This window comes from Bradyrhizobium tunisiense, from assembly GCF_042263385.1.
Classification (GTDB): Bacteria; Pseudomonadota; Alphaproteobacteria; order Rhizobiales; family Xanthobacteraceae; genus Bradyrhizobium; species Bradyrhizobium tunisiense.
Genome location: NZ_JBHLEV010000009.1, coordinates 12,422 through 34,561 on the forward strand (window position 1 = coordinate 12,422; position 22,140 = coordinate 34,561).

At 59.2% G+C, this 22,140-nt stretch carries 17 protein-coding genes; 4 read left to right on the plus strand and 13 right to left on the minus strand.

Annotation, left to right across the window (positions count from 1 at the left end; genetic code table 11):
- Positions 1-56: 56 nt before the first annotated feature.
- From ACFDR6_RS29515 to nac, 7 genes are all read right to left on the minus strand, one after another.
- Positions 57-827, minus strand: coding sequence for a LamB/YcsF family protein (locus ACFDR6_RS29515; RefSeq protein ID WP_375860417.1), 771 nt, complete (start codon positions 825-827; stop codon positions 57-59).
- Positions 828-829: 2 nt separating this feature from the next.
- On the minus strand, positions 830-1,234 hold the full coding sequence (locus tag ACFDR6_RS29520) for a biotin/lipoyl-containing protein (RefSeq protein WP_375860418.1): 405 nt from the start codon (positions 1,232-1,234) through the stop codon (positions 830-832).
- Positions 1,234-2,217 carry a 5-oxoprolinase subunit C family protein gene (locus ACFDR6_RS29525; RefSeq protein WP_375860419.1) on the minus strand — a complete coding sequence of 328 codons (984 nt, stop codon included), beginning with the start codon at positions 2,215-2,217 and terminating at the stop codon, positions 1,234-1,236. The genes ACFDR6_RS29520 and ACFDR6_RS29525 overlap by 1 nt, the downstream gene beginning before the upstream one ends.
- On the minus strand, positions 2,214-2,873 hold the full coding sequence (gene pxpB / locus ACFDR6_RS29530; protein ID WP_375860420.1) for a 5-oxoprolinase subunit PxpB: 660 nt from the start codon (positions 2,871-2,873) through the stop codon (positions 2,214-2,216). Before pxpB ends, ACFDR6_RS29525 begins: the two co-directional genes overlap by 4 nt.
- Positions 2,870-4,225: an acetyl-CoA carboxylase biotin carboxylase subunit gene (accC, locus tag ACFDR6_RS29535; RefSeq protein ID WP_375860422.1), complete on the minus strand. Its 1,356-nt coding sequence runs from the start codon at positions 4,223-4,225 to the stop codon at positions 2,870-2,872. The genes pxpB and accC overlap by 4 nt, the downstream gene beginning before the upstream one ends.
- A 7-nt stretch (positions 4,226-4,232) precedes the next feature.
- Complete coding sequence (locus tag ACFDR6_RS29540; RefSeq protein WP_375860423.1) at positions 4,233-4,658, minus strand: acetyl-CoA carboxylase biotin carboxyl carrier protein; 426 nt, start codon at positions 4,656-4,658, stop codon at positions 4,233-4,235.
- Positions 4,659-4,804: 146 nt separating this feature from the next.
- Positions 4,805-5,701, minus strand: coding sequence for a nitrogen assimilation transcriptional regulator NAC (gene nac, locus ACFDR6_RS29545; RefSeq protein WP_375860424.1), 897 nt, complete (start codon positions 5,699-5,701; stop codon positions 4,805-4,807).
- A 162-nt stretch (positions 5,702-5,863) separates the two neighbouring features.
- Here nac and ACFDR6_RS29550 point away from each other — a divergent pair, with 162 nt between their 5' ends.
- Entirely contained in the window at positions 5,864-7,093 is a 1,230-nt protein-coding gene (locus tag ACFDR6_RS29550) for an aspartate transaminase (RefSeq protein ID WP_375860425.1), read from the plus strand.
- An 802-nt stretch (positions 7,094-7,895) separates the two neighbouring features.
- Entirely contained in the window at positions 7,896-10,142 is a 2,247-nt protein-coding gene (locus tag ACFDR6_RS29555) for an AAA family ATPase (RefSeq protein WP_375860426.1), read from the plus strand.
- Positions 10,143-10,490: 348 nt separating this feature from the next.
- On the opposite strand, the gene ACFDR6_RS29560 is transcribed toward ACFDR6_RS29555, so the two are convergent.
- The 6 genes from ACFDR6_RS29560 to ACFDR6_RS29585 all read right to left on the minus strand — a co-directional run bounded on the left by ACFDR6_RS29560 (position 10,491) and on the right by ACFDR6_RS29585 (position 17,660).
- On the minus strand, positions 10,491-11,804 hold the full coding sequence (locus ACFDR6_RS29560) for a DUF2130 domain-containing protein (RefSeq protein ID WP_375860427.1): 1,314 nt from the start codon (positions 11,802-11,804) through the stop codon (positions 10,491-10,493).
- Between the two features lie 168 nt (positions 11,805-11,972).
- Positions 11,973-12,356, minus strand: coding sequence for a hypothetical protein (locus tag ACFDR6_RS29565; protein WP_375860428.1), 384 nt, complete (start codon positions 12,354-12,356; stop codon positions 11,973-11,975).
- 455 nt (positions 12,357-12,811) lie between these two features.
- Positions 12,812-14,092, minus strand: a complete 1,281-nt coding sequence (locus ACFDR6_RS29570; RefSeq protein WP_375860430.1) for a hypothetical protein — start codon at positions 14,090-14,092, stop codon at positions 12,812-12,814.
- A gap of 160 nt (positions 14,093-14,252) precedes the next feature.
- The gene (locus ACFDR6_RS29575; protein WP_247302519.1) at positions 14,253-14,465 is read right to left on the minus strand and encodes a KTSC domain-containing protein; all 213 of its coding nucleotides are present in this window, start codon (positions 14,463-14,465) and stop codon (positions 14,253-14,255) included.
- Positions 14,462-16,375: an ATP-binding protein gene (locus ACFDR6_RS29580; RefSeq protein ID WP_375860431.1), complete on the minus strand. Its 1,914-nt coding sequence runs from the start codon at positions 16,373-16,375 to the stop codon at positions 14,462-14,464. Before ACFDR6_RS29580 ends, ACFDR6_RS29575 begins: the two co-directional genes overlap by 4 nt.
- A complete protein-coding gene (locus ACFDR6_RS29585; RefSeq protein WP_375860432.1) occupies positions 16,365-17,660 on the minus strand; it encodes an SIR2 family NAD-dependent protein deacylase in 1,296 nt (431 codons plus the stop codon). The genes ACFDR6_RS29580 and ACFDR6_RS29585 overlap by 11 nt, the downstream gene beginning before the upstream one ends.
- 2,432 nt (positions 17,661-20,092) lie before the next feature.
- Between ACFDR6_RS29585 and ACFDR6_RS29590 the strand changes: the two genes are divergently transcribed.
- Both ACFDR6_RS29590 and ACFDR6_RS29595 read left to right on the plus strand, forming a co-directional pair.
- Entirely contained in the window at positions 20,093-20,353 is a 261-nt protein-coding gene (locus ACFDR6_RS29590) for a Rossmann-fold NAD(P)-binding domain-containing protein (RefSeq protein WP_375860433.1), read from the plus strand.
- Positions 20,354-20,602: 249 nt separating this feature from the next.
- A complete protein-coding gene (locus tag ACFDR6_RS29595; RefSeq protein WP_375860434.1) occupies positions 20,603-21,928 on the plus strand; it encodes a DUF3422 family protein in 1,326 nt (441 codons plus the stop codon).
- The last annotated feature ends 212 nt before the right edge of the window (positions 21,929-22,140 follow it).

Here is a 22,140-nt window from a genome sequence, read left to right on the forward strand (position 1 = left end):
CTAAGACGGAATATCTGTGGCGCGATAAGGCTGCCTTATGTCCGGGCATGCCCATCTCAGCGGCACCCTTGCCGCGAAATGGGCACGATGCTGGCGCCGCTGGCCACCACCTCTTCGCGGATGGCTCTCGCCAGATCGACGGCGCCGTCGGTATCGCCGTGCAACAGGATGCTCGCGGGTCGCATCGCCAGCGTGTTGCCGCTATGGGTCACAACTTCGCCCTGGCGGAGGATGCGCTTGACCCGTTCAAGCACTTGGGCACGGTCGTGGATCACCGATCCGGCAAGCTTGCGCGACACCAAGAGGCCATCGTCGTCATAGGCGCGATCCGCCAGGAAGGTTATCGCGGCCCGCGAGCCGCAATCCCTGGCGGCCGCTTCCATGGCGCGGCTTGCCGAGGTGAGCAGGATCAGTTTCGGATCGAAGGTTGCAACCGCCCGCACCAAGGCGCTCGCGAGCGCGTGATCTACTGCGGCCATATTACCGAGCGCGCCGTGAAAGCTCATATGCGTCATGCGCGCGCCACGCGCGCGGCAGATCCCGTTGAGCGCTCCAAGCTGATAGGTCACGATCGCGGCGAGTTCGGTGATATCGATCTGCATGACGCGGCGGCCAAAGCCCTGGCGATCGGGGAAGCCGACATGGGCGCCAATGTCGACGCCGCGCGCCATGGCGAGCTCGACTGTGCGCTGCATGATCAGCGGATCGCCGGCATGAAATCCACAAGCCAAGTTGGCCGACGACAGCACGTCCAGGAGCGCGGTGTCGTCGCCCATGCGCCAGGGCCCATAGCCCTCGGCAAGATCGGCATTGAGGTCGATGTTCATGGTCAGGCCTCGCTCGCGATGTCTGAAAGTCGGGCGATCTCGGCGCCAAACCCGACGAGCGCGCCCTCCTCTGCTACCACCTCCACGACGACCCCGTCACAGGGTGCATCGATCGGAACCAGCAGCGCGCCAACTTGCAATAGCGCGATCGCCTGGCCGGCGCGAACCAGACTTCCACAGGGCGCGAGCGGAACGCGCCGCATCGGATGGCTATGCAGCAGGGTCCCCACCATCGGCGTCCGCACGGCGTGACTGACCGCGGGCGTGGCGACCGTGGCCTTTGCTTGAAGCCCCGGCTGGAAGGCGCGCCCGAGACGCAGTTCGCGGCCTGGGCCACTCAGCTCGAGGTAGTCGATGCCCGCTTCGGCAAGCCACGACGAGAGCTGGTCAACATGCTGGAACGGCATCATCGCCCTCCCCGCCGTGCACGGAAAAGACCAACAAGGCGCCGCGCTTCGGCAAGCCAACGCTCGTTCGCATCCTGGGCCGCGACAGCGTCATCCCAGGTCACCTCGACAAAGCGAACGCGGCCGCCAATCGGCGCCTGCCCGAGGCGCCACAAGTCGGCCTCGATAACGGTTCCGATCTTGGGATAGCCGCCGGATGGCTGGGCATCGCGCATCTGGACGATGGGCTGACCGCCATGCGGCACCTGGATCACTCCCGGCACGATCCCGTGCGAGCGCAATTCGAGCGGCACCTTGGGCATCAACGGGGTACCCTCGAGCCGGAACCCGTAGCGATCGCTTTGCGGCGAAATCCGCCACGGCTCGATCCACAGACTTGCCTGGGCCTGCGGCGTATAGGCCTCATATTCGGCGGCGCGAAGCACCCGTACGGCTGGCACGCCATCCACCATCAGCGGCATCGCGAGCGCTGGCGGATTGAGGCCCACGCGTGCATCCGCTGCCCGAAATGGTCCGGTCGCAATCTTGTCGCCTGTGCGAAGGGCGCGGCCCTCCAAACCACCAAATTCACCACGCAACTGCGTGCTGCGCGACCCCAGCACCGATGGCACATCGACACCGCCGGCAACGCAAAGATAGGCGCGGCTCGCCGCCCAGCCGTCGCGCCTGGGAAGTCCCAGATGAAGCACCTGTCCGGCGCCGGCATGGTGTACGCACCATGGCAGAATCGCCAGATCATCGAGCCTTCCGTCGCAATCTGCTCCCGTCACGGCGAACGCCGTGTCCTCCTGAAAGCGGATCCGAAACGGAAAAATCTGCACCTCGATCGCCGCCGCATTGTCGGGATTGCCGAGCAGGATGTTGCCGGCCGCGACTGCAAGGTCATCCATGGCCCCTGAGGTACCGACGCCCCATTTGAGCGCCCCCCTGCGGCCAAGATCCTGAATTGTCGCAAGCCCGCCGGTGGCGATGATCTCAATCATCGGATCACCGCCGCGATGCGAAAGCGGATGCTGTCACCGGGACGCAGCAGCGCCGGCGGGTCGCTGGCCGGGTCAAAGAAGCGCATTTCGGTGGTCCCGATCGTATTCCAGCCGCTCGGCCCGGGCGATGCAGACACGCCGGTCTGACCGCCGCCGATTGAGACCGCGCCTCCCGGAATCCTCAGCGTGGGGATCTTGCGGCGCGGTGTCGCGATCCGCTGATCCATGCCGCCGAGATAGCAATAGCCGGGATGACTGCCGAGCGCATAGACGTGATAGATCGACGCACTGTGGATTTCGGCAATGTCGTCGAGGCTCAAGCCCGTATGCGCGACGACGTCGGCGACATGCGGTCCGCCCTCGCCGCCATAGACAACAGGTAGCTCGATCAACCGGCCTTCCAGCTTGAGCGCCGAGGCGCTGGCCCAGGCCGATATTAGCCTCGCTTCGATCGACGCAAGCGAGCTGGGCGGCCGCTTGAAGCTGAGCATGACGTTGTTCATGCCCGGCACGGCCTCGCGAATTTCAGGCCATTGCCCGGCTTCCTCGGCCAGCGCCCAGATCCGCCGCTGCGTGTCGAGCTCCGTCGGACCTGGCGCATCGAACAACAAGGCGCTCGTTCCAAGCAGGCTGATGCGGGGCTCATCGGTGCTCATGCGCGAAGTGCTCCCTCGCGCAGGCGACGTTCGAGATAGTGGATGTCGACAGCCCCGGAGCTGAATGCCGGGTCCGAGGCGATGCGGCGATGCAGCGGCAAATTGGTGGAAATTCCCGACACGCTCATTTCATCGAGCGCGAGCCGCAGGCGCGCCAGCGCATCAGCACGATCATCGCCATGGACGATCAGCTTTGCGATCATGGAATCGTAGTGCGGCGAGACCGTGTAGCCGGCGCCGGCGTGGCTGTCCACGCGCACGCCGTAGCCGCCCGGCAGCTCCCAGCCGGTGATGCGGCCCGGTGACGGCGCGAAGCTATCCGGGTTCTCGGCATTGATCCGGCACTCGAAGGCATGTCCGCGGCAGCCAATATCCGCCTGCGTCATCGCCAGTCGTTCCCCGCGCGCGACGCGTATCTGCTGCTGGACGATGTCGAGCCCGGCCGTCATCTCGGTGACGGGATGCTCGACCTGCAGCCGCGTGTTCATTTCGATGAAATAGAATGCACCGTCCTCGAACAGGAACTCGAAGGTACCGAGCCCCTGATACTGGATCTGCTGGCAGGCCCGCGCGCAGCGCTCGCCGATCTCGGCAATGAGCGCATCCGCAATACCCGGCGCGGGCGCCTCTTCGATGACCTTCTGGTGGCGGCGCTGGAGCGAGCAGTCCCGGCTGCCGAGCCAAAGCGCCTGACCATGCCCATCGGCGAGCACCTGGATTTCGACGTGCCGGGGATGGGTCAGGAATTTTTCAATATAGACTTCGCCGTTGTCGAAGGCGCGTCGCGCTTCCTCGCGGGTGACCGCGAGTGCATCGAGCAGCGCCGCCTGCTCGGTGACGATCCGCATCCCTCGCCCACCACCTCCGCCTGCGGCTTTGACGATGACGGGATAGCCGATCTCATGAACGAGGCGGCGAACGGCCTCTTGATCATCCGGCAAGGCTGCATCGGGGCCGGGAACGCAGGGTACGCCCGCCGCGCGCATCGCCTTCTTGGCGGCGACCTTGTCGCCCATGGTCCGAATGCAGGCGGCGGAAGGACCGATGAAGGTCAACCCAGCCTCGGTGACGCGCTCGGCGAATAGGGCGTTCTCGGCCAGAAATCCGTATCCGGGGTGAATGGCTTCAGCACCCGTCGCCTTGGCCGCGAGCAAGATGGCGGCCTGATCGAGATAGCTATACGTCGCCGCAGCAGGACCGATGCAGACCGCCACATCCGCGCGTTCGACATAGGGCGCATCGCGATCGGCTTCGGAATAGACAACGATGGTGCGCAGGCCGAGGCTCCGACAGGCCCGCTGGATACGAAGCGCAATCTCACCGCGGTTTGCGATCAGAACGGACTCGAACATGGGTGCCTCAGACGGTGCGCATCAGCGGCTGACCTGCCTCGACGAGGGTTCCGGGAGCGACGAGGATCGCTTCGACGACCCCGTCCAGCTCGGCGCGGACTTCAATGAACGTCTTCATCGCCTCGATGACACAGATCGCCATGCCGGCCGTGATCGCCTGACCAACTTCGACATAGGGCGGCTGGTCCGGGCCGGGGCGCAGATAGACGATGCCGGAAAGCGGCGCACAGATCTCCGGCGCTGTCGGGTGCGTTTCTATCGGCGCGGTCGGATGAGACCGCGATCGGTCCGGGGCCACAACCGGGGCTACGGATTGGCTTCGCACGCCATTCCGCACCAGCCGAAGCGTCCAGCCGTCCTTGCTCGCCTCGAGCTCAGCAAGGTCGGACGACGCCATCGCGTCAATGAACGCCTTGATCTGCGCGAGGTCCATCGGCGCCTACCGATCGGAGTCAAGAGTATCGAACATACACAAAGGCTAACGCGCGACGCGGATGCACACCAAGACGGAATGTATTTGACCCGATAAGGGGTGCTTATGTCCCCGGGCTCGCATCCGCGCTACACGCGCGAATCGTGTCACGACAGGCTCGCGACGAGTTCCAGGAGGATTTCCTTGATCGCCGAAGCCGGCTCGGACAGCGGCAAATGATCCGACTGGCAGAGCGCCAAGGGGGCTTCAATGGTCGGCTGGATGATGCGAGACAGCCAGGCGTTGGAGGATCTGGCGACCTCACGCGCCATGGATTCCGGCAGGATCGTTGCGCCAAGACCGCTGGCGATGACGGCCGACAGCGTTCCGGCCGATTCGATTTCCGCGACCACGCGCGGCGTCATCCCGAGTCCGGAGAATGCCTCGTTCACCATCCTTCGCACAACGTTGTAGGGCCGCGGGAGGTAGAGATCCAGGTCAGCGATCGCGTGCAGTGGCACCTCGCTGGGGGACGCGACCATGCTGTCGGGGCCCACCAGATAAAATTGCTCCTTGAACAGCGGAAGGAAGGTCAATCCATGCACGGCGGTCTGGCCGCCATAGAGTACTGCAATATCCATCCGCCCATTCATCACCAGTTCCGACAGCGTCGTGCCATAGGTCTCGTTCAGATAAAGCAGGATGCCGGGATGACGCGCCCGCGCAGTGCGCAGAAGCGGCAACGACAGGCGCGCCGCAGCCGTTCCCGGCGCGAGCCCGACTGATACAGCCCCGGACAGGCCTTGCCCCGCTGCCTTCATATCGGCGTTGGCCTGGTCCCATTGCCGCAAGATGAGCTGGGCATGCCGGTAGAGAACCTTTCCGGCTTCGGTTGGCACCACCCCACGTTTGGTGCGCAATAATAGCTGCTGACGTACCTCGCCTTCCAACGTCGCCAATTGCTGGCTGAGTGCGGGTTGCGCCACGTGAAGGATATCCGCGGCCTGCGTCAGACTGCCGATGTCGACAATCTTCACGAAGTACTGCAGGCGCCTCAAGTTCACGTCGACTCTCCCGTTCCGCTGACCACCGCGCGCCGAAGTCTAGTCGATTTCTGCGCCAGCCATAAGAGGTTCTTATCGAGGGAGATCGAAGTCATCTTGGCCACGGCTTCCGGGCAGGACTAGACCTTTCGACTTCAGCCTCGACATCAAGGGATACTTGCCGTGAACTCCTACAACCTCGCAGGGCGCATCAGACGCATCAAGCCATCACCGAGCACCGTGGCCGCGGATCGGGCCAATGAGCTACGGCGACATGGCAAGCAGATCGTGAGCCTGGTGGTCGGCGAGCCGGATTTCGACACGCCAGCCCACATCCGTAAGGCGGCCGCATACGCGATGGACCATGGCGCGACCCGCTACACCTCGATGCGGGGAACGCAGGAATTGCGGGAGGCGATTGCAGCCAAGCTCAAGCGCGAAAACGCGCTGAGCTACGGCGTCGACGAGATCATCGTGACCAACGGCGCCAAGAGCGCGATCTACAGCGCGCTCGCAGCGACCGTCGATGTCGGTGACGAGGTCATCATTCCGGCGCCGTACTGGGTGTCCTATCCGGACATGGTGCTGGCTTGCGACGGCACGCCGGTGACGATCGCCTGCGGCGAGAACCACGGCTTCAAGCTGTCGCCCGAGCAGCTGGAAGCCGCCATCACTCCCAAAACGCGCTGGCTGCTGATCAACTCGCCGAGCAATCCGACCGGCGCCAGCTATAGCGCTGCCGAATACCGCGCGCTCGCGGACGTGCTCGTCAAGCATCCGCACGTGATGGTCATGACCGACGACATCTACGAGCATATTCGTTTCGACGGCAAGCCAACTCCACATCTCCTGAACGCCGCGCCCGAACTGCGCGACCGCACCCTCGCCATCAACGGCGTGTCCAAGACCTATGCCATGACCGGCTGGCGCATCGGCTGGGTTGCCGGCCCGCGAGCTCTGATCGGCGCGCTTGAAACGTTGTTGTCGCAGTCCGCCGGAACCTGCTGCGCGGTGAGTCAGGCGGCGGCCGCCGCCGCGCTCAACGGTGATCAGTCCTTCATCGCGGAAAGCGTCGCCATCTACAAGCAGCGGCGCGACGCCATCCTGCCGCTCCTGAACGCAATCCCTGGTCTGAGCTGCCAGGCGCCGGACGGCGCATTTTACCTGTTCGTGAATTGCGCCGGCTTGATCGGCAAGACCACGAAGGACGGCAAGCGGATCGAGACTGACAACGATGTGGTGCTTTACTTCCTCGACACCGCCGGCGTGGCGCTGGTAGCTGGCACGGCTTACGGCCTCTCACCTTACTTCAGACTGTCAATCGCGACCTCACTGGAAGCCCTGACAGAAGGCGTTGAACGAATAGCGCGCGCGACCGCGAAACTCCAAGGCACTTCATCGAAACTGATTTGATGGACGATGGTGCGTCGTGGAACGCAGGCCAATCTTGCGCCAAGAAGGGCGAACATTTCCAGGCACAGCTCCTCATGGAGCTCAGCGCCATGCCTGGCCCGGCAGCTGCCCCTTTCGACTTCGCCAGACGTCGGCCTCCCGTGAAAGTTGTCGATCCTCTCCCTGGTGAAGATCCGTGGGAGCTGTAAGCCCAATGCAGCGATGATCACTACGAACGCGATGATCTCAGCTTGCGCGCCTTCCTGTAGGCGCGCAGGATCATCGGCTAGCGCGCCACGATGCTCCAAATGATGAAACCGAGCAGCCCAACGCATTAGCTTCTATTCCCGTGAGGAACGACAACAACCACTCGGCTACCCAGGCCGCCTTCGGGCGGCTTGTTCTTTTGGAGAACCTTGGGCCTGCATCAGTCCGAACTCACAACCCCGTACCATCTGGGCGCCCCGCTGGCCAAAGCGGCGCCGTTGAGGCCGTCCCATAACTGCGACTATTCCACAGCAGAATTGTCACTCTTCGCCATTCTGGCGTTTCAACAGCAGAGCGGACGGATTAGCCAGCACCCGAGCGATTGTTGCACCGGAAGTTACGCGGAGCGCGAACGCCGTGGAACCTAGCTAGTAGCCGGCAAGCAGGCGCTCAGGTTTGCCCCCATCCGTAATAATACCGACCTGAAATGCGCGCATTGCGCGAATAAATGCTTCTTGTACAACTTTTCCCTCATGCTTGCGGATCGATTCGGTGACAAATCCTTGTCACCCCAACGGCCGGTCGAACACGGCTGCAAGTAATCGGGGGGAAGAAGGTGCTTCAAGAGATCAAGATTGCCGGGTGTGCGAGCTACTCGAACGAAGGCGAGACCCTCGCGTCATTGAAAAAGATCAATTTCATTTTCGGCAGCAACGGCGTGGGCAAGACAACGATTTCGCGCCTTATTAACGATCCCCATTCCTATCCCTCGAGTGCGTTGACATGGACCAGGGGTCGGCCGCTCGAGCCGCGTGTCTACAACAGCGACTTCGTAACACGAAATTTCGCCGCGCAGCTTCCCGGCATTTTCACACTCGGCGAAATCGCCAGCGACACGCTCGACAAGATCAACACAGTCAGAGGCAAAGTCAAAGAGCTTGAGGACGGGATTGCTCAATTGAAGGCTACGCTTGGCCCAGCGGATGCTTCCTCCGGCAAGCAGCATGAGCTGCTGATGCTGCGCACTCACTTCGAGGCCGATTGTTGGAAAATCAAGAGCAAGCACGATGCTCACTTCAAGGAAGCCTTCACGGGTGTTCGAAACTCGCAGGCGAAGTTCTGCGACAAGGTGCTTGCCGAGTTAGCAACCAATACAAGCGCGGCTGTCGCTCTCGACGAGCTTAAGCGCAAGGCGGCAACTCTATTTGAAAAAGGACTGGAGCGACACGCTCCAATTCCCCTCATCGAAGTATCAGATCTTCTGGCGATCGAGGCTCAACCTGTGCTCGCGAAAAAAGTCGTCGGCAAAGACGATGTGGATGTCGCAACGATTATTCATCGGCTTGGTAACAGTGACTGGGTTAGGCAGGGGCTACACTATCTCGATCACAGCTCTCAGTGTCCCTTCTGTCAGCAGGAAGTCGAAGTCGAACTCGCCGCGCGACTGAACGCTTATTTCGATGAAAGCTACCTCAAGGACATGACCGCGATTGCTGTCACCGTTGAGACTTATGAGGTCGTTGCCGAACAGACTTCGAAGAGGCTTGAAGATATCATCTCACTCCAGAGCCGCCACCTTGATACTGAGCTACTGCGGGCAGACGTCGATAGATTCGACGCCCGCATCGAGGTGAACAAACGCCTATTGGAGGCCAAGAAGCGGGAGCCTAGCACACCCATGACGCTGGAGCCCTTGGCTGCGCTCGCAGAGACGATCATCACTAAGATCGCTGCTGCAAATGCGTTGATCAAGAACCATAATCTCCTTGTTGATAATCTTGCCACTGAACGCGGCGCACTCGTTTGCCAAACCTGGAAGTACCTGCTTGACGAAAACAACGCCGCCATCCGAAAGTATCAAGCGGGCAAGGAGGCCCTGGACAAGGCCGTGCAAGGGTTGACGCAAGGCATCGCAGCGAAGGACAGTCAGCTAACCACCGCAAAGGCGGAACTTCGCGAGTTGGAAAAGAAAATCACGAGCGTCCAACCCACTGTAAGCGCGATCAATGCTTTGTTGGCATCATTTGGCTTTTCCGGCTTCAAGCTAAAAACCACAGGTGAGCGCGACCATCTGTATGAAATCGTTCGCCACGGCGGCGGCAACGCGGCCGCAACGCTTAGCGAGGGTGAGAAAAGCTTTGTCTGCTTCCTCTACTTCTATCACCTGGTGCACGGTAGCGTGTCGGATTCGGATCTGACCGCCGACCGGATCGTCGTGTTCGACGATCCGGTTTCCAGTCTGGACAGCGATGTTCTATTCATCGTTAGCACCTTGATCAAGCGCATGCTCAAGGAGGCCAGCGAGGGTGCCGGTCAGATCAAGCAAGCTTTTCTGCTGACCCACAACATTTACTTTCATAAGGAAGTATCGTTCGATCCTAACCGAGGAGCGGAAAGCAGAACGCACGAGACCTTTTGGATTGTCCGCAAGGTCGACGGCGTTTCCAGGATCGTCAACTATAAATACAATCCCATCAAGACATCCTACGAACTGCTCTGGTCGGAGGTCCGGAACCCAAGCCGCTCGAATATAACGATCCAAAATACCCTCAGGCGCATCATCGAGAACTATTTTAAGATCCTCGGCAACGTCGACACGAATGAGATCATCGCGAAGTTCGAAGGCAAGGACCAGCAGGTGTGCGCATCACTCTTTTCCTGGGTAAATGACGGTTCGCATAGCGCCCACGATGACCTCTATGTCACAGTCGATGACCAGGTAGTGGCTCGCTATCTCGACGTATTCCAACGCATTTTCGAAAAGACGGAACACCACGGTCACTACAAGATGATGATGGGCTCTGAGGAGTTTGCCAGTCCCACACAGAGTGCAGTTACCACCGCGATCGAGGCCGCCGTTTAGCCAATTGCTGCGATGGTAGTCTAAGCCTCCCGATCGCTAGAAATCAGGACGTTAGACGTCATCCGCGAGATGCTTCTCGTAGTCCCGACAGCGGCCGCAGGGGTACTCCATCACGTGGCATGAAAACGTCAACCCAAGCAACGAGGTCGGAAAACCCGAGAGTTCCATGAGTTTTTGTTCGTCGCCAACATCAATGTCGGAAAATTCAGGGAGCAAGTTCCCGATAATCTGGCACGATCGCTGTGGGTCAGGCAGAACCGCGACAAGGTAGAGGAAATTCCCGCCATGGCAGGCGTTCCGTAGCACCAGCCGCGGGACAGCAGGCGTAAGGCAAAGGAAATCCTTAAATCAGCTCGCTTTTTGTTCCGGTTCGGTCGAACTCTCCAGCAGCGGCATGTCTAGGCTTGGGATATCCGGCATTGCCTTGCCCGCAATCGCCTGCAGGTCGCCAACCATACCAACGGTAGACTCGATCACCGAGAGTATCTGGGTCTCGCGCTTCGCCCACTGCCGCCCCATGAACTTGCGCTCCTTGTCAAGGTCCTCGCGCATGTCATTGAACTTCTCCACAACAGCATCCACCCTCTGGCGGAATTTGATCCCGGTCAGATATTGGTAGACCTGCTCCATCTTGGTTTGCTGCCCCTGCTGGGCCACGCGAGATCCGCTTACTTCGATGAGAGTCTGGCGGAGCGCGACGGCCACCGGCAGTGCATAGCGGGGATGAGCGACCCACACCCCATCAACCAAATCAAAGTGCTCGATATGTCTCGGAAGCGCCTGCGAGATGATAAGGGCAACGTCTGCCCCACAACGTCGCTGGTCGTCGCGCAGCTTCGCCAACCAGCCATCGCTCCACGCTTTGGTACGTTTGGACTCCCAAAGGATGATGCCAGCAGCCTGGCCGATGGACCCATTTACTTGTTGTACAACATCAGCCCCTAGCTCGCCCTTGCCGACAGGCTCGACTAAATCCATCGGGAAACGTCCCCGCAATAGTACCTCGAGCTCGAGCTCAAGCACCTCGCCCTGTGACTGCTGAGAGCCCTGCTCGGCTTTGCGTTTCAGTTCCTCGATCGTGCGGGCCATGGATTCGATCGTCTGATCTTTCTCCAGGACGCGCAATCTGGCAGCTTCGTCAGCTTCGAGGCGAGCCTTGGCCTGAATCTCGGCGATCGAGGACTGGACGCGCTTCTCAATTGTGAGATCGAGTTCGCGCTTCTCTTCGTCGAGGGCGCGTTGCCTGCGCATCAGCTCCGCCTGGGCTTGTTGCGCTTCGGCGAGCTTCACATTATTTGCCGCAAGGGTCTGGCGGAGATCGTTTGCCTCTGACTCCTTGGCCTGCATTTCCGCAGCGGCTGCCTCCCGGGCTTTCTTCGCTTCCGTGGCGACGAGCACAGTTCGTTCGACAGAAAGTCGGTCGGCAACCTGATCCTCAATCTGCTCGCGCGCCCTTGCGAGTTGCTCACGCTCTTCGCGCAAGGCTTCGAGCTTACGGGCAACCTCCGTATCCTTACTGGCCAGCTGCTCCTGGAAGCGCCGGCGCGTTTCTTCGAGTAGAGGAGCCGCGAGCGACTCCGTCAGTTTGATCTCATTCCTGCAATGCGGGCACTGAAGGGTGGGCTCATGCGCGGCACCGGCGACTGTTGCTGCGAAGTTCATGAACCCTCCCAATTCTAGCCGCTCCCGCCAGCTTGCCTTACCTCGCCAAGCGTTGCAGGTTTACCGCGAAAGCGATGTTCAGGTCGAACGCCGCAAGCGATTGCGGCGATTTTTCCACTGAAACCAGCTTGGGCGTGAGTAAATCGCGGCGGAGGACTATCCCGTGGGTCACTTGCAGGCGATCTCTAATTCATCCGGGTCACGAATGAGTTCGTCCTTTTCTGTAGCCTTTGCCCCGATAAACTTCATGCTTACGCGTGGCGGCACCGCGAAGTCTACGTCAAGGTATGCCGTCCCAAGCCGCATTGTGCTTTGGATGCGTTTTGCAGTGATAGCGCTCGTGACGAGCGCGGAAACTAAGATGCCGCCATTCGTCTTTGCCGCGATGCCACTTAGCTTCTGAATCTCAGCATTTCCAGTAGATTTTAGACGCAGTCGAGCTCTCGGAGGGATTGCCCATGTCACCTTAAATGTAGTGACCTCATATCCCATTTGCTCGAGTATCGGTAGAGCTTCACTAACCTGTTGAGTGAATGTGTTGAACTCCGTCATCATCTTTCCGGTCGCGTCGGAAAAGTCCGGCAAGGACAGATCGGGTATTGAGGGTAGTGACACAGAAGGCAAAGTTGGAATGGAGGGCACCAAGTCTCGGGCTGATTTGGTTATGCTGTCTATCCGGCTCGGAGTGGCAATATCCTCCGAGCGGGCGGACGTAGAGACGGCAAACACTGAACATAGCACTAACAATGCCCTCATATCGATTATCCTAACTAAGATGTTGCGCATTACGATCAGAGAAAAGCGACTTACTGCCGGTTTGACTTCGTTTGCACCAACTGTGGAGCGATGTTCGATGTGAGAAGGGTGCTCTCAAGTTGAACCTTTGTAGCGCTTGAGGCGCATCGTAAGTACGCTCGGTCGCATTCGCCTTCGTCGGCACCACACCGCACGCTTTCCGGATGGTCTTGACGCCCTACAAGGTACACCCGACTGGAAATGTCGGCACGTCAGCCGCGCCCGTAAAGTCCCGGAGGTCGTGGCACGCCGGTGTTTGCATTCACTTTGCGAAAGAATTCGATCAGGAAATTGTCTTGCTCGGTCTTGTCGAAGTTCTTTAGCCGATCGCGGTGAACAACGCGGTCAAGATGCATGGGATCACCAGCGCCGGTAAATCCAGCTCCCACCACAAAGGCAGCGCCGTTGTGGATGATCCTCCGGCCGGCAATGCCTTCGATTCCTGCTTCCACGGTGACGGGGCCGTCTACCCGAGAAACCTGCCGCGCAAAATCGAGATAAAGGGACAGAGACGTTACAAAGAGATTCTCCATTGGTAAGGAAAGCACAAGCTTGCCGTCACCTCGTTCGCCCTGGCGCAAGATGTCAGCGTTGACGCCCCAGATTTCTCCATCCCGGGTATATTGGGAGAGACTATCAATATTCGCCGTGTGTCCTGCGGGAGTGAAATAGGCCACTCCGTAGGCGTTCTGGCGTATCGGCTCTCCTCCGGCTGGCACGCCAAATGGACCAAAGCGCGCGACACTCGTTAACAGCGCTTGTAAGGAGAGAGGCATGTCCAGGGTACTCGTCGGAAAGACGCGCAACCACATCACGCTCCTGAACGGCATCGTATAGGCTGTCTTATCTCTATCGTTCTGATTGGCCCCGAGGACCTCGCCATCCGAGAAGAAAATCCCCTTCCCGATCTTTGGCTGCAACTCAGGAAACGGAATAGCTGTGGGAACTGGAAGATAAGCGCGCAACGCTTCTTGTAAAATGGCAACGAGCTTCTTCTTCTCTGACGCGATCTGTTCCTTGGTAGCATGAGGCGGAAGGTTGTATATGATCGGGCCGCCCTTATGGCCCAAGTCGAATGGCATGTCCGCCCGCTTTCCGTAGTGGCCGTTCATCACCATGAGAACATTTTCCGTAGTCTTGGATTTAAGCGCGTAACCGAGCTCAATGGCAACGTTGGGATTCATCAGCGCTTTCCCGTCGGAAGCAACGCCTTCATCGGTGACATGGGGCGCGCCCCGGCCTACCGGCGTCACGTCACCCACGAATATCTCTGCACCGTCGATCTTCTTGAGAATTTCAATGGCGAGGTCGGGACTGCCCTTGAGGCCTTTTCGCCCATAGTCGAGTTGCAAGCCGTTCTGGAAACTCTCGTCGGGCTCATCGATCCCCTCGATGGCATTGACCGCTCGGATCGCCTCTTCCAATGCGCCGCGAATAAAATGGCGCGACACCTTTCCCGGCAAATCGTACTGCCACGCCCAAAAGACTTTCATGAAAGCTCCTCGGTCAAATTCATGTTAGCTTCTCGGTATGCCTCGACGCTTGCGCTTCCTCATTCGGCCTTGCGACTGACCTGGTCTCGCTTAGTTATCGAAGCAAAGACCTTGTTTGCTAACGCGTCGCGAAGGCGAGCATACGGTTGGTGCCCAGCCATTACGCGCGTGCGTACCGATAGGCTCCCTTGATGTTTTGAGCCAGATATTGACCTTTGGAGCCTGCCCGAACGAAATCATCATAAGCGGCTTCGGGAACATCGTAGTATTCGTAGCGTCCGCCGCTCTTGAATTCGACGATAAGAACCTGCCTTGATCCATCATAGACAAAACGCGCAATGGTCGAGGAATCGGGCGTTTCAATCCAGTTCATGACTTCTTCTTTCCCGGTGATGCCGACTTTGATGAATCTATTTTGTGCTCGTAACGGGGCGACTGCTTCCGCCATTGTCTCATGACGATTGCATAATCTTCGTCGTGCCTATCGACCGCCCATCCGCCTTCTCCTTCGTAGCCGTCCTTGTTGGGATCGCCACGGACGACCACCCGAGGATCGCTGCTGTCAGGACGCCGACCTTTGTCGGGAGGATCGATAAGGGTCCGAATCGGCAAACTGACCGCTTCGCCGACAATGATCGCCTCTCCGGTTCGGAGAATAGGAAGCATGTCGAACAATCCCTTCAGATTGTCAGACGCCGATCCGGCCACCTGCCCGCGATCAACGTCATTGGCCAATCGCATAGCAAAGATGGTGCCGCACTGTGACAGAATCGTCGGATCAATTTCGGATGGTCGCTGACTTACGATCATGACACCGACACCGTACTTGCGGCCTTCTTTCGCAATTCGGCGAACCGCTGAGGCAGCGGGTCCCACGTGCTCTTTTCCTAGATAAGCATGAGCCTCTTCCAGGACGATCATCAGCGGCCGCTCGCGTCCGCCCTCGGGAAGATTCCGCGCCCAGAATAGCGCATCGTAGAGCATGCGAAGCAACGCGCCCACAAGATCATTGAGAACTGTGGATGGCGTCCCTGACAGATCAAGTATGGTGATCGGGGCCGAGGTGCCGATCCAATCTTTCAGCACTGCATCGAGATCCTGCTTCACCGTGCCATCGAGCTGCGGTGTCCATTCCGTGGGGTTGAAAAGAAACGCAAACTGGGGATCCCGCAACTTGGAAGCCAGGACCGCGAGCTGCTGTCTGATATTGAGCGCATCGGGACCCCAGTTGACGCGCTCCGCCGGCGGCCCTGACGTCTTTACGGTCCTATAGAGCGGAGGCGTCACGGACATCGCGTCCCCCGGTTGAACGGGCTTGCCGTCGGTGCCAAGCACATAAGCCGCCTCGATTTCATCCGCGGCAGCACCAGGCTTCGGAATTACGGTCCGATGCTCTCTCTGATGGAATTCGAACCACACTTTATGGATGCAGAAAGGCACTGGCGTATCAGCCGTCAGTCGCTCCGCGACTATGCCTTCACGCGGTTGCTTACTAAGGGACTCGGCTTTCAGCTCAACGACCTTATCAGCGACAACGGCGGCCTGCCGATCATCAAGCTTTCCGAAAGATAACTTGATCAATTCCTCGAAACTGAGAGCCCAGAACGGAATGACGAGCGCCTTCTCGTCCTTCTCGGTGTCTGGAGTGATGCGAAAGACCGTTGCCCTGTCGGCAAGTGCCTTCGCATATTCACCGTGGATGTCCAAGATCACAATTCGAGACGAGGGATAGCGCTCCGGTTGGGAAAGCGCGGCCAGCAGACCCGCCACCGTCGTTGATTTGCCGGCTCCCGTCGTTCCAACCACAGCGCAGTGGCGCGTTACTAGCTTGTTGATGTTGACGAGCGCCGGGATGGATTCGGCACTCGCCAACCGACCGACGCTCACGAAATCGACTGGATCACCGGGACCATAGATCTCCCGGAGGTCGTCCTCCGTGACGATGTGGACGGCATCGTTGATCGTTGGATGTTGCGAGACACCCCGTTCGAACTGACCGTTGCGGCCACGCTCTCCCACCAACTGAACGCTTAGCCACTGATTGCCCCAAGGACGGGCATCGCCCTCAGCCTTCGGGGCGGCGCCCGCCCCGACCTGAGAGACAATGCCAAAGAGCGACGTGTAGCCGAGCGGGATGCGAACAAAGCTGCCCACCTGCCCGATGCGATAGGACTCCCCCTTGTAAAAACTCAGACCGGTCGCGGACTCACGGACCAACGCAACGCTCACGGCCGTGCCGGCCACATCCTGTACCGTACCTATGAGGGTCGGATCAGATCGCATCACTAGCTTCCTGCTCAATGTCTCTGCTGGCGAGTTGATGAGCCAGAAGCTGCCCGAAAGCTTTGAAGTCACCGAGCAGCCACTTGCATTGATCCGCAGGGGCAGCCGTTCGACCAGGCATAACCTCTTTGCTCACTGCGATTGAGTAGGCCGGGTTGCTGTCCCGATGCATGCTGTCCCAAGTGCGATCCACCGTTCCGACAATACCGCCGTCGGCAGCCAGCACCGTTAGATTGGCATGCTTCTTTGCCAAAGCGACCGCCTTCGGTGCACTGCTCCGGTCGTTGAAAAACATCGCAAGGCAGGATGCGTTTGGATTGCCTTTCAGGCCTTGAGCGATGTAGGCGTTGATGTGTTCGTCGGCGAATGAATAGCCGCACGTGAGCAGGACACACTGATCCGAACGTAGGAACGTGCCGAGCCGGTCAAGCATCGCATAGTATGGCATCTGCCGGCTCTGATCATATTTGAGGTGGGATGGGTAGATCAGCAGTTGCTCGCCATCGATCTTGTCGCGGCTGCGGCGAATCTTTTCTCTCTTTGTCATCCACCAGTTGATCGAGCCATGAATTTTCCACAGCCGCGCCCAACGCGAAGGTAAATCGTCCTGTGCCATTGATTCATGATCGAGGAACGCGGTGTCCGATCCGACGAAACCGTCGAAGTACGGAACACCCTGTTCCTCCAGAGCTTGCTCCAACAAGAGATCGTAGTTCGTGGTGAATATCTCTACTGGCTTTTCGCGATCTATCGCTTGAATCCAGCTTGCCAGCACATGATATGGCGTGTCTCCGTTCGGGAGGGGAACGCTGACGATCTGACGTACATGTTCGCAGATCGCTAGGTCGAGCTTGAGAAGCTGTTCACTCGTGAAGCCATCAATGGGACCGTGACCACAAAGAGATTTGAGCGTGCGGATATGGCTCAATACGTCCTCGAGCGTCGGTACCCCGACCCCACGAGCGACGATGCGTGACCAAGCAGTCTCGGCAACCTGCTTCAACTCGCCTGAGCCGTCCAACGCGGCCTTAACTTGCGCGGTCAAACCGGCGATGTCCGGTATTAACGGCTTCGTACCGCTTCCATCGGAAACACGAACCGACAGAGGGCATCCTGCCCCGATGAAAAACCCAATCCGCATCTTGCCGGGTGAAAGACGCTGCAACAGGTCGGTTGCCCGTCGAAACGGACTATGAACAGGTCCGATCGACGCGAGTGGCGACTGCTTCGTCTCCTTGCCGGAAGGCGCACTTGTATCCGAAAGCGCTCCCGCATCATTAGTCATTTTGTCCGCCCCCCTCGAAATCGAACTTGGGTGAATCCAAGGGTTGCCGGGCATGGCAATCTCGCCCGCGCAACGCTTAGCTGGATACCCCTTGGATTCGGTATCGCTCCATCAACTAGAGAGAGGCCTGCATGCATCGGTCACAAGCGGCCGCTCTCAACGTGACGTTGTTATCGTCTTAACGAGCCGAATGCTGTCGAAAAGTGACGAGCAGTCCAAGGATTCGCACAACTCTTTGCAAGGGCAGCCTTGCGTGTCTGTTCGGCCATTCGGGGATCCGAGGCGCTATTCCGCGGATGCGGCGGCAAACGTCGAGCTCGGCGCTTTGATGGGTTGGTAGACTTCCGCCCAAACCTCGGCTTGAGCGGGCAGCACGATCCCTCCTCAGGCCGTCGCGTTGGCTTCATCGAAGACTTAGAGGAAATATTTAAGGTTTGCGGATCGCGATGCCGCGGTTGCGGCACCGGGCACCCCAGATGCTCGCCAAGCTATTGAAATCGTGTAGCCAATCTTCGCTAGAGCGTGCCGAACACCGATTTGCCGTTCGGCCTACGGTTTGCCCCCCGATCGGCGCCGAAGGGCGACCCGGCCAACGTCGCCCAATTCCGTAAAAAGGGCAGCCGTAGGAGCGTAAGCATCCGGTGAGGCTTTCAATTACCCACAATTTCTGCTCCGACCATTGCGCCTAGCGCGATATTTGTCGGGAAAAACCGACATAACGATGTTGAACTGGTCGAGCTGATCAGCGATTTAGCGATCTCGTTCTTCCTTCTTTCGCTGGGCTGCCGTTTTGGCTTTCTTATCTCTATCGCCTTCCCCCGAGCTTCCGAGCTCCTCGTGGACATAGGCGTCCACGCGGCGCAATCCGAGTGCTTTGAGGTCTGCGTCCGAAATATGGGGATGCCCAGAGGCCGGCATCGTCGTCCTTGCACGTGACTAGTCACGGGCTAGTCACGATCTCCGTGATGAAATCCGCGTGTGACAGTTGTCTCTAGTGGCGGCTCGTCGCTCGACGGACAGCGCAGGAGGCCGAATTGCGCTTGCGCTCGCCGGGGACGGAAATGGAAGAAGCGCCCCTTGTGCACGCGAACGCGCGGCGCGGTGAACACGCGCGGCCTGCAGAGATGCAAGTTTCGAAAGAAAGGCCGGGTTCGGTTCACCGACCAGAGAATCAAAAAGGCCGCAGGGGTTTTCGAACCCACCTACGACCTATATTTAATTTGCACCTGAACTTGGTACATTTGTCAAGGTGTTTACAGAGGGTTGCTGTAGAGGTTGCAGATGTGGACGGCCCCCGCCTATCAGGATTGTAGCAGACTTTTGACCTGATCGCTTGCTATCAGATGTCCGGCCTGTTTGCGCGGACAAAGCCCGCTGGCCGAGATGGTGTTCGCTACGCCCGACGATGCCATTGTAATCTACGGAAGATCGCGCGTATTGACCGATCGGTCCTTCCATCTACTGCGTCCTGTGAAGGCATCGAGTTTGATCATCCGGAAAGCCGCATCGCGCTGGTCGCGATGCGTGGATTTTCCGCGTGGGATGCCGCAGCAGATGCGATCGAACGGGCCTCGATCGGTGACAGCTTCGCGGTTCTGCGTCCTGGATCGATGACGGCGAGAGATACGCCGTGATCGCGTTACGCGTGAAACTCGACTAAGGTAGTATGGATCATGACGTATGGTGCCGATCGGCGTCGGGACCCCGCGCTGATACACAAGCGAGTCCCGCAAAATCCGGCAAGCGTATTTGACGGAAATTGGCGCTCAGCCTCATGGCGATAGATGGATCCAAGGTTCCGCGACCGCACTCGAGCGATACGCTCGATGACTCGAGTTGTCGGCCGCATCTGTGATCCGCCGCTATTTGGTCGATCACTCACTACGATCGCCACGTATCTGCCTCCCTGCGATAATCGGTCGAGCCGCGACGCTTGTGCTACCCTAAGTGCCGCTTCAAAGACGAGAACGGCGAGCGCTCTGCGTGCGTGGTCCAGTCAACCTCACTCGATGTGACGTTATGAGCCCATCGCTAAGCCTTGCCCCGCGGGTCCGGGCGCGGTCACTCTCCGGGCTCTGGATCGACAAATCCGACCACAGCGTGGCCGCTGAGCAATGGTAGCGGCCGGCGAGCCATCATCTTGCGGAACAGGCAATTCCCTGTGGCCTGCCTCACATGCGCATTCTGTCGGAATACAAGCGCGCTTCATGTCTGAAACCCGCCTCCGACTGTCTTCGAAAACGACATTGCGCCAAAAAAGACGCGAGCGTCCCCTTCAACGGTGCTGGCCCAAATCCTGCACCGGCTCTCCGCGCCAGGAAGTTAGGCGGCAGCAACAAGATGGGAGTCGCGTTTGGACATCGATCTGTCAATCGATATTGCGGTTGCCGCACCGGAGGTCGCCTGCCTGCACCGCGCTGGGAGAACGGAAGATGCTCCTGCTTGCCAGGGCCTCACGCGGCATCGATCATGCCACCGGAAACCTGTATTCGGAAGATGGCCGGCGTATCTTCACTTGCACGCGGCAATCCTTCGGTGGTGGGCGATGTCCGCCGGATTCGGAGACAGACAACCATGCCCACGTCGATCTAGGCATTCGTCGGACGGCGTCGCACGCGGCCGCCGAGGTCGGGGAACGGATTGCTGGCGCACCGCTAGAAGCATTGATCCACAATGCCGGCATTTCGCCATAGACACCGGACCGTACCCCGCAGACGTCTTTGACGGCGTCAGTCGAAAGCGGGATGAGGCTGTTCCGGCTCAATCTGCTCGGCCTGATCCTGCTCCCGCAAGATCTCTTTCTCAAGCTGAAGGCGACCTCGGGATCGATCGTCAACGTGACTTGATCGGCGCCTTGCCGCGCCCCCATTTTCAAGCACCGCCAATGCCTCCAGCGTCAAGGCTGACGGAGGCTTGCTCACTCTGAAGCGAGTCGTCAATACATGATCGATGAACTGGATCTGCGAACCTTCAACCCACATCCGCAACGCGACGCCGTGCTCGGCGAAGTGCACGCGCGCCCTTTCACGCGCCTTGTTTCGCCATTCAGCGTGATCCACCTCGCCTTTCTTGCGCAAGGTGAGGCGGCCGCAAGCGATCGCTGCCGTTTTATCGACTTCTGCCTAGACCGCAATCTTCCGCCGCCTGGGCAATCGGCGAAACATCATCAGATTGTCATCGGGCCTGCTACGCTACGCTGGGAGCAGCATTCGGAATTTACAACATTCACCTGGTTCTGGCCTAACGCAAATGGTCCTGCCGCTCACCAATTCGACAAAGTTGATGATGCCGTCCGATCGCTGATCCGCGCGTTGCGGCAGTCCGGACAATTGCTGGTCGCGATCAGGTTAGAAGTGGAGCAGGACCCCTCGCCGACTAAGCGCGCCGAACAGATTTTTGACAAGAATAGCCTGGCCATGGTTGCCACAAGGAATGGTGCAGGCGTTGCCGCCTCAGACTTCCGCGTGGACGAAAAAGGCTTCACGAAAATCCTCGTCTGCGACCTGGGGTTGACGTCGCACGATCTCGGAGCGCTGGTGCAACGGCTCCTGGAAATCGAAACCTACCGCCCGCTGGCGCTGCTTGATTTGTCGGCGGCCCTCGAGCTTGCGCCGTCTGTCGATCGCATCGATCGGCGTCTTGTTGAGACGCTCGAAGAAATGCAAGGTGCAGAGGGACTGAAATTCAACAACCACCTGCTTGCCGAGCTGACGGCGTTGGCCGCCTCCTTCGAAAGAGGCGCGACCGGTAGCCTGTTTCGCTTCGGCGCCAGCAGGGCCTATAACGAGCTTGTCCAATCGCGGCTGTCCATCATTGAAGGCAACGATGTGGCGGGCTATCCGACCTGGTCGTCGTTTCTGGCGCGCCGGATGGCGCCTGCGATGCGAACCTGCGCGACCGTGGAGGATCGTCAGGCAAGTCTGTCGGTCAAGCTGGCGCGTGTCGCCGATCTGTTGCGAACCCGTGTCGACGTCGAAATTGAACGACAGCATCGTGACCTCTTGCACGCTCTCAACGAGCGCGCGAGGCAGCAACTTCGGCTGCAGTGCACGGTCGAAGGATTGTCGGTCGGGGCGATCGGATATTACGTGGTCAGCCTGTTTAGCTATCTGGCCAAGGGCGCGCACGATGTCGGACTGCATGTAGAGCCCTCGTTCCTAACCGCAGCCTTCGTGCCGATCGCGGTCGGCGTGATCTGGCTGGTGAGTTACAACATCCGGAAGCGACACCTCAAGCACGACGACGGGCCCTCGGTGGCTTGCGACTAAAGCTCCTTGAGGAAATCAGTGCGTCCGTCCTACGAAGCTCGCATAGTCGTGGTGCGACGCTGCCGCAAAAGTCCCAACTGGTTAGCCCGCAATTTGTGCTTTGATTGACCGGGATAGGGGGACCTCTCGCGATGCCCGCCTTCCCACACCACTTGGCATACACGAGTCCGTACCGCGGCGGTTCGACCGAGTTAAGCTAGCCCAGAAACCCC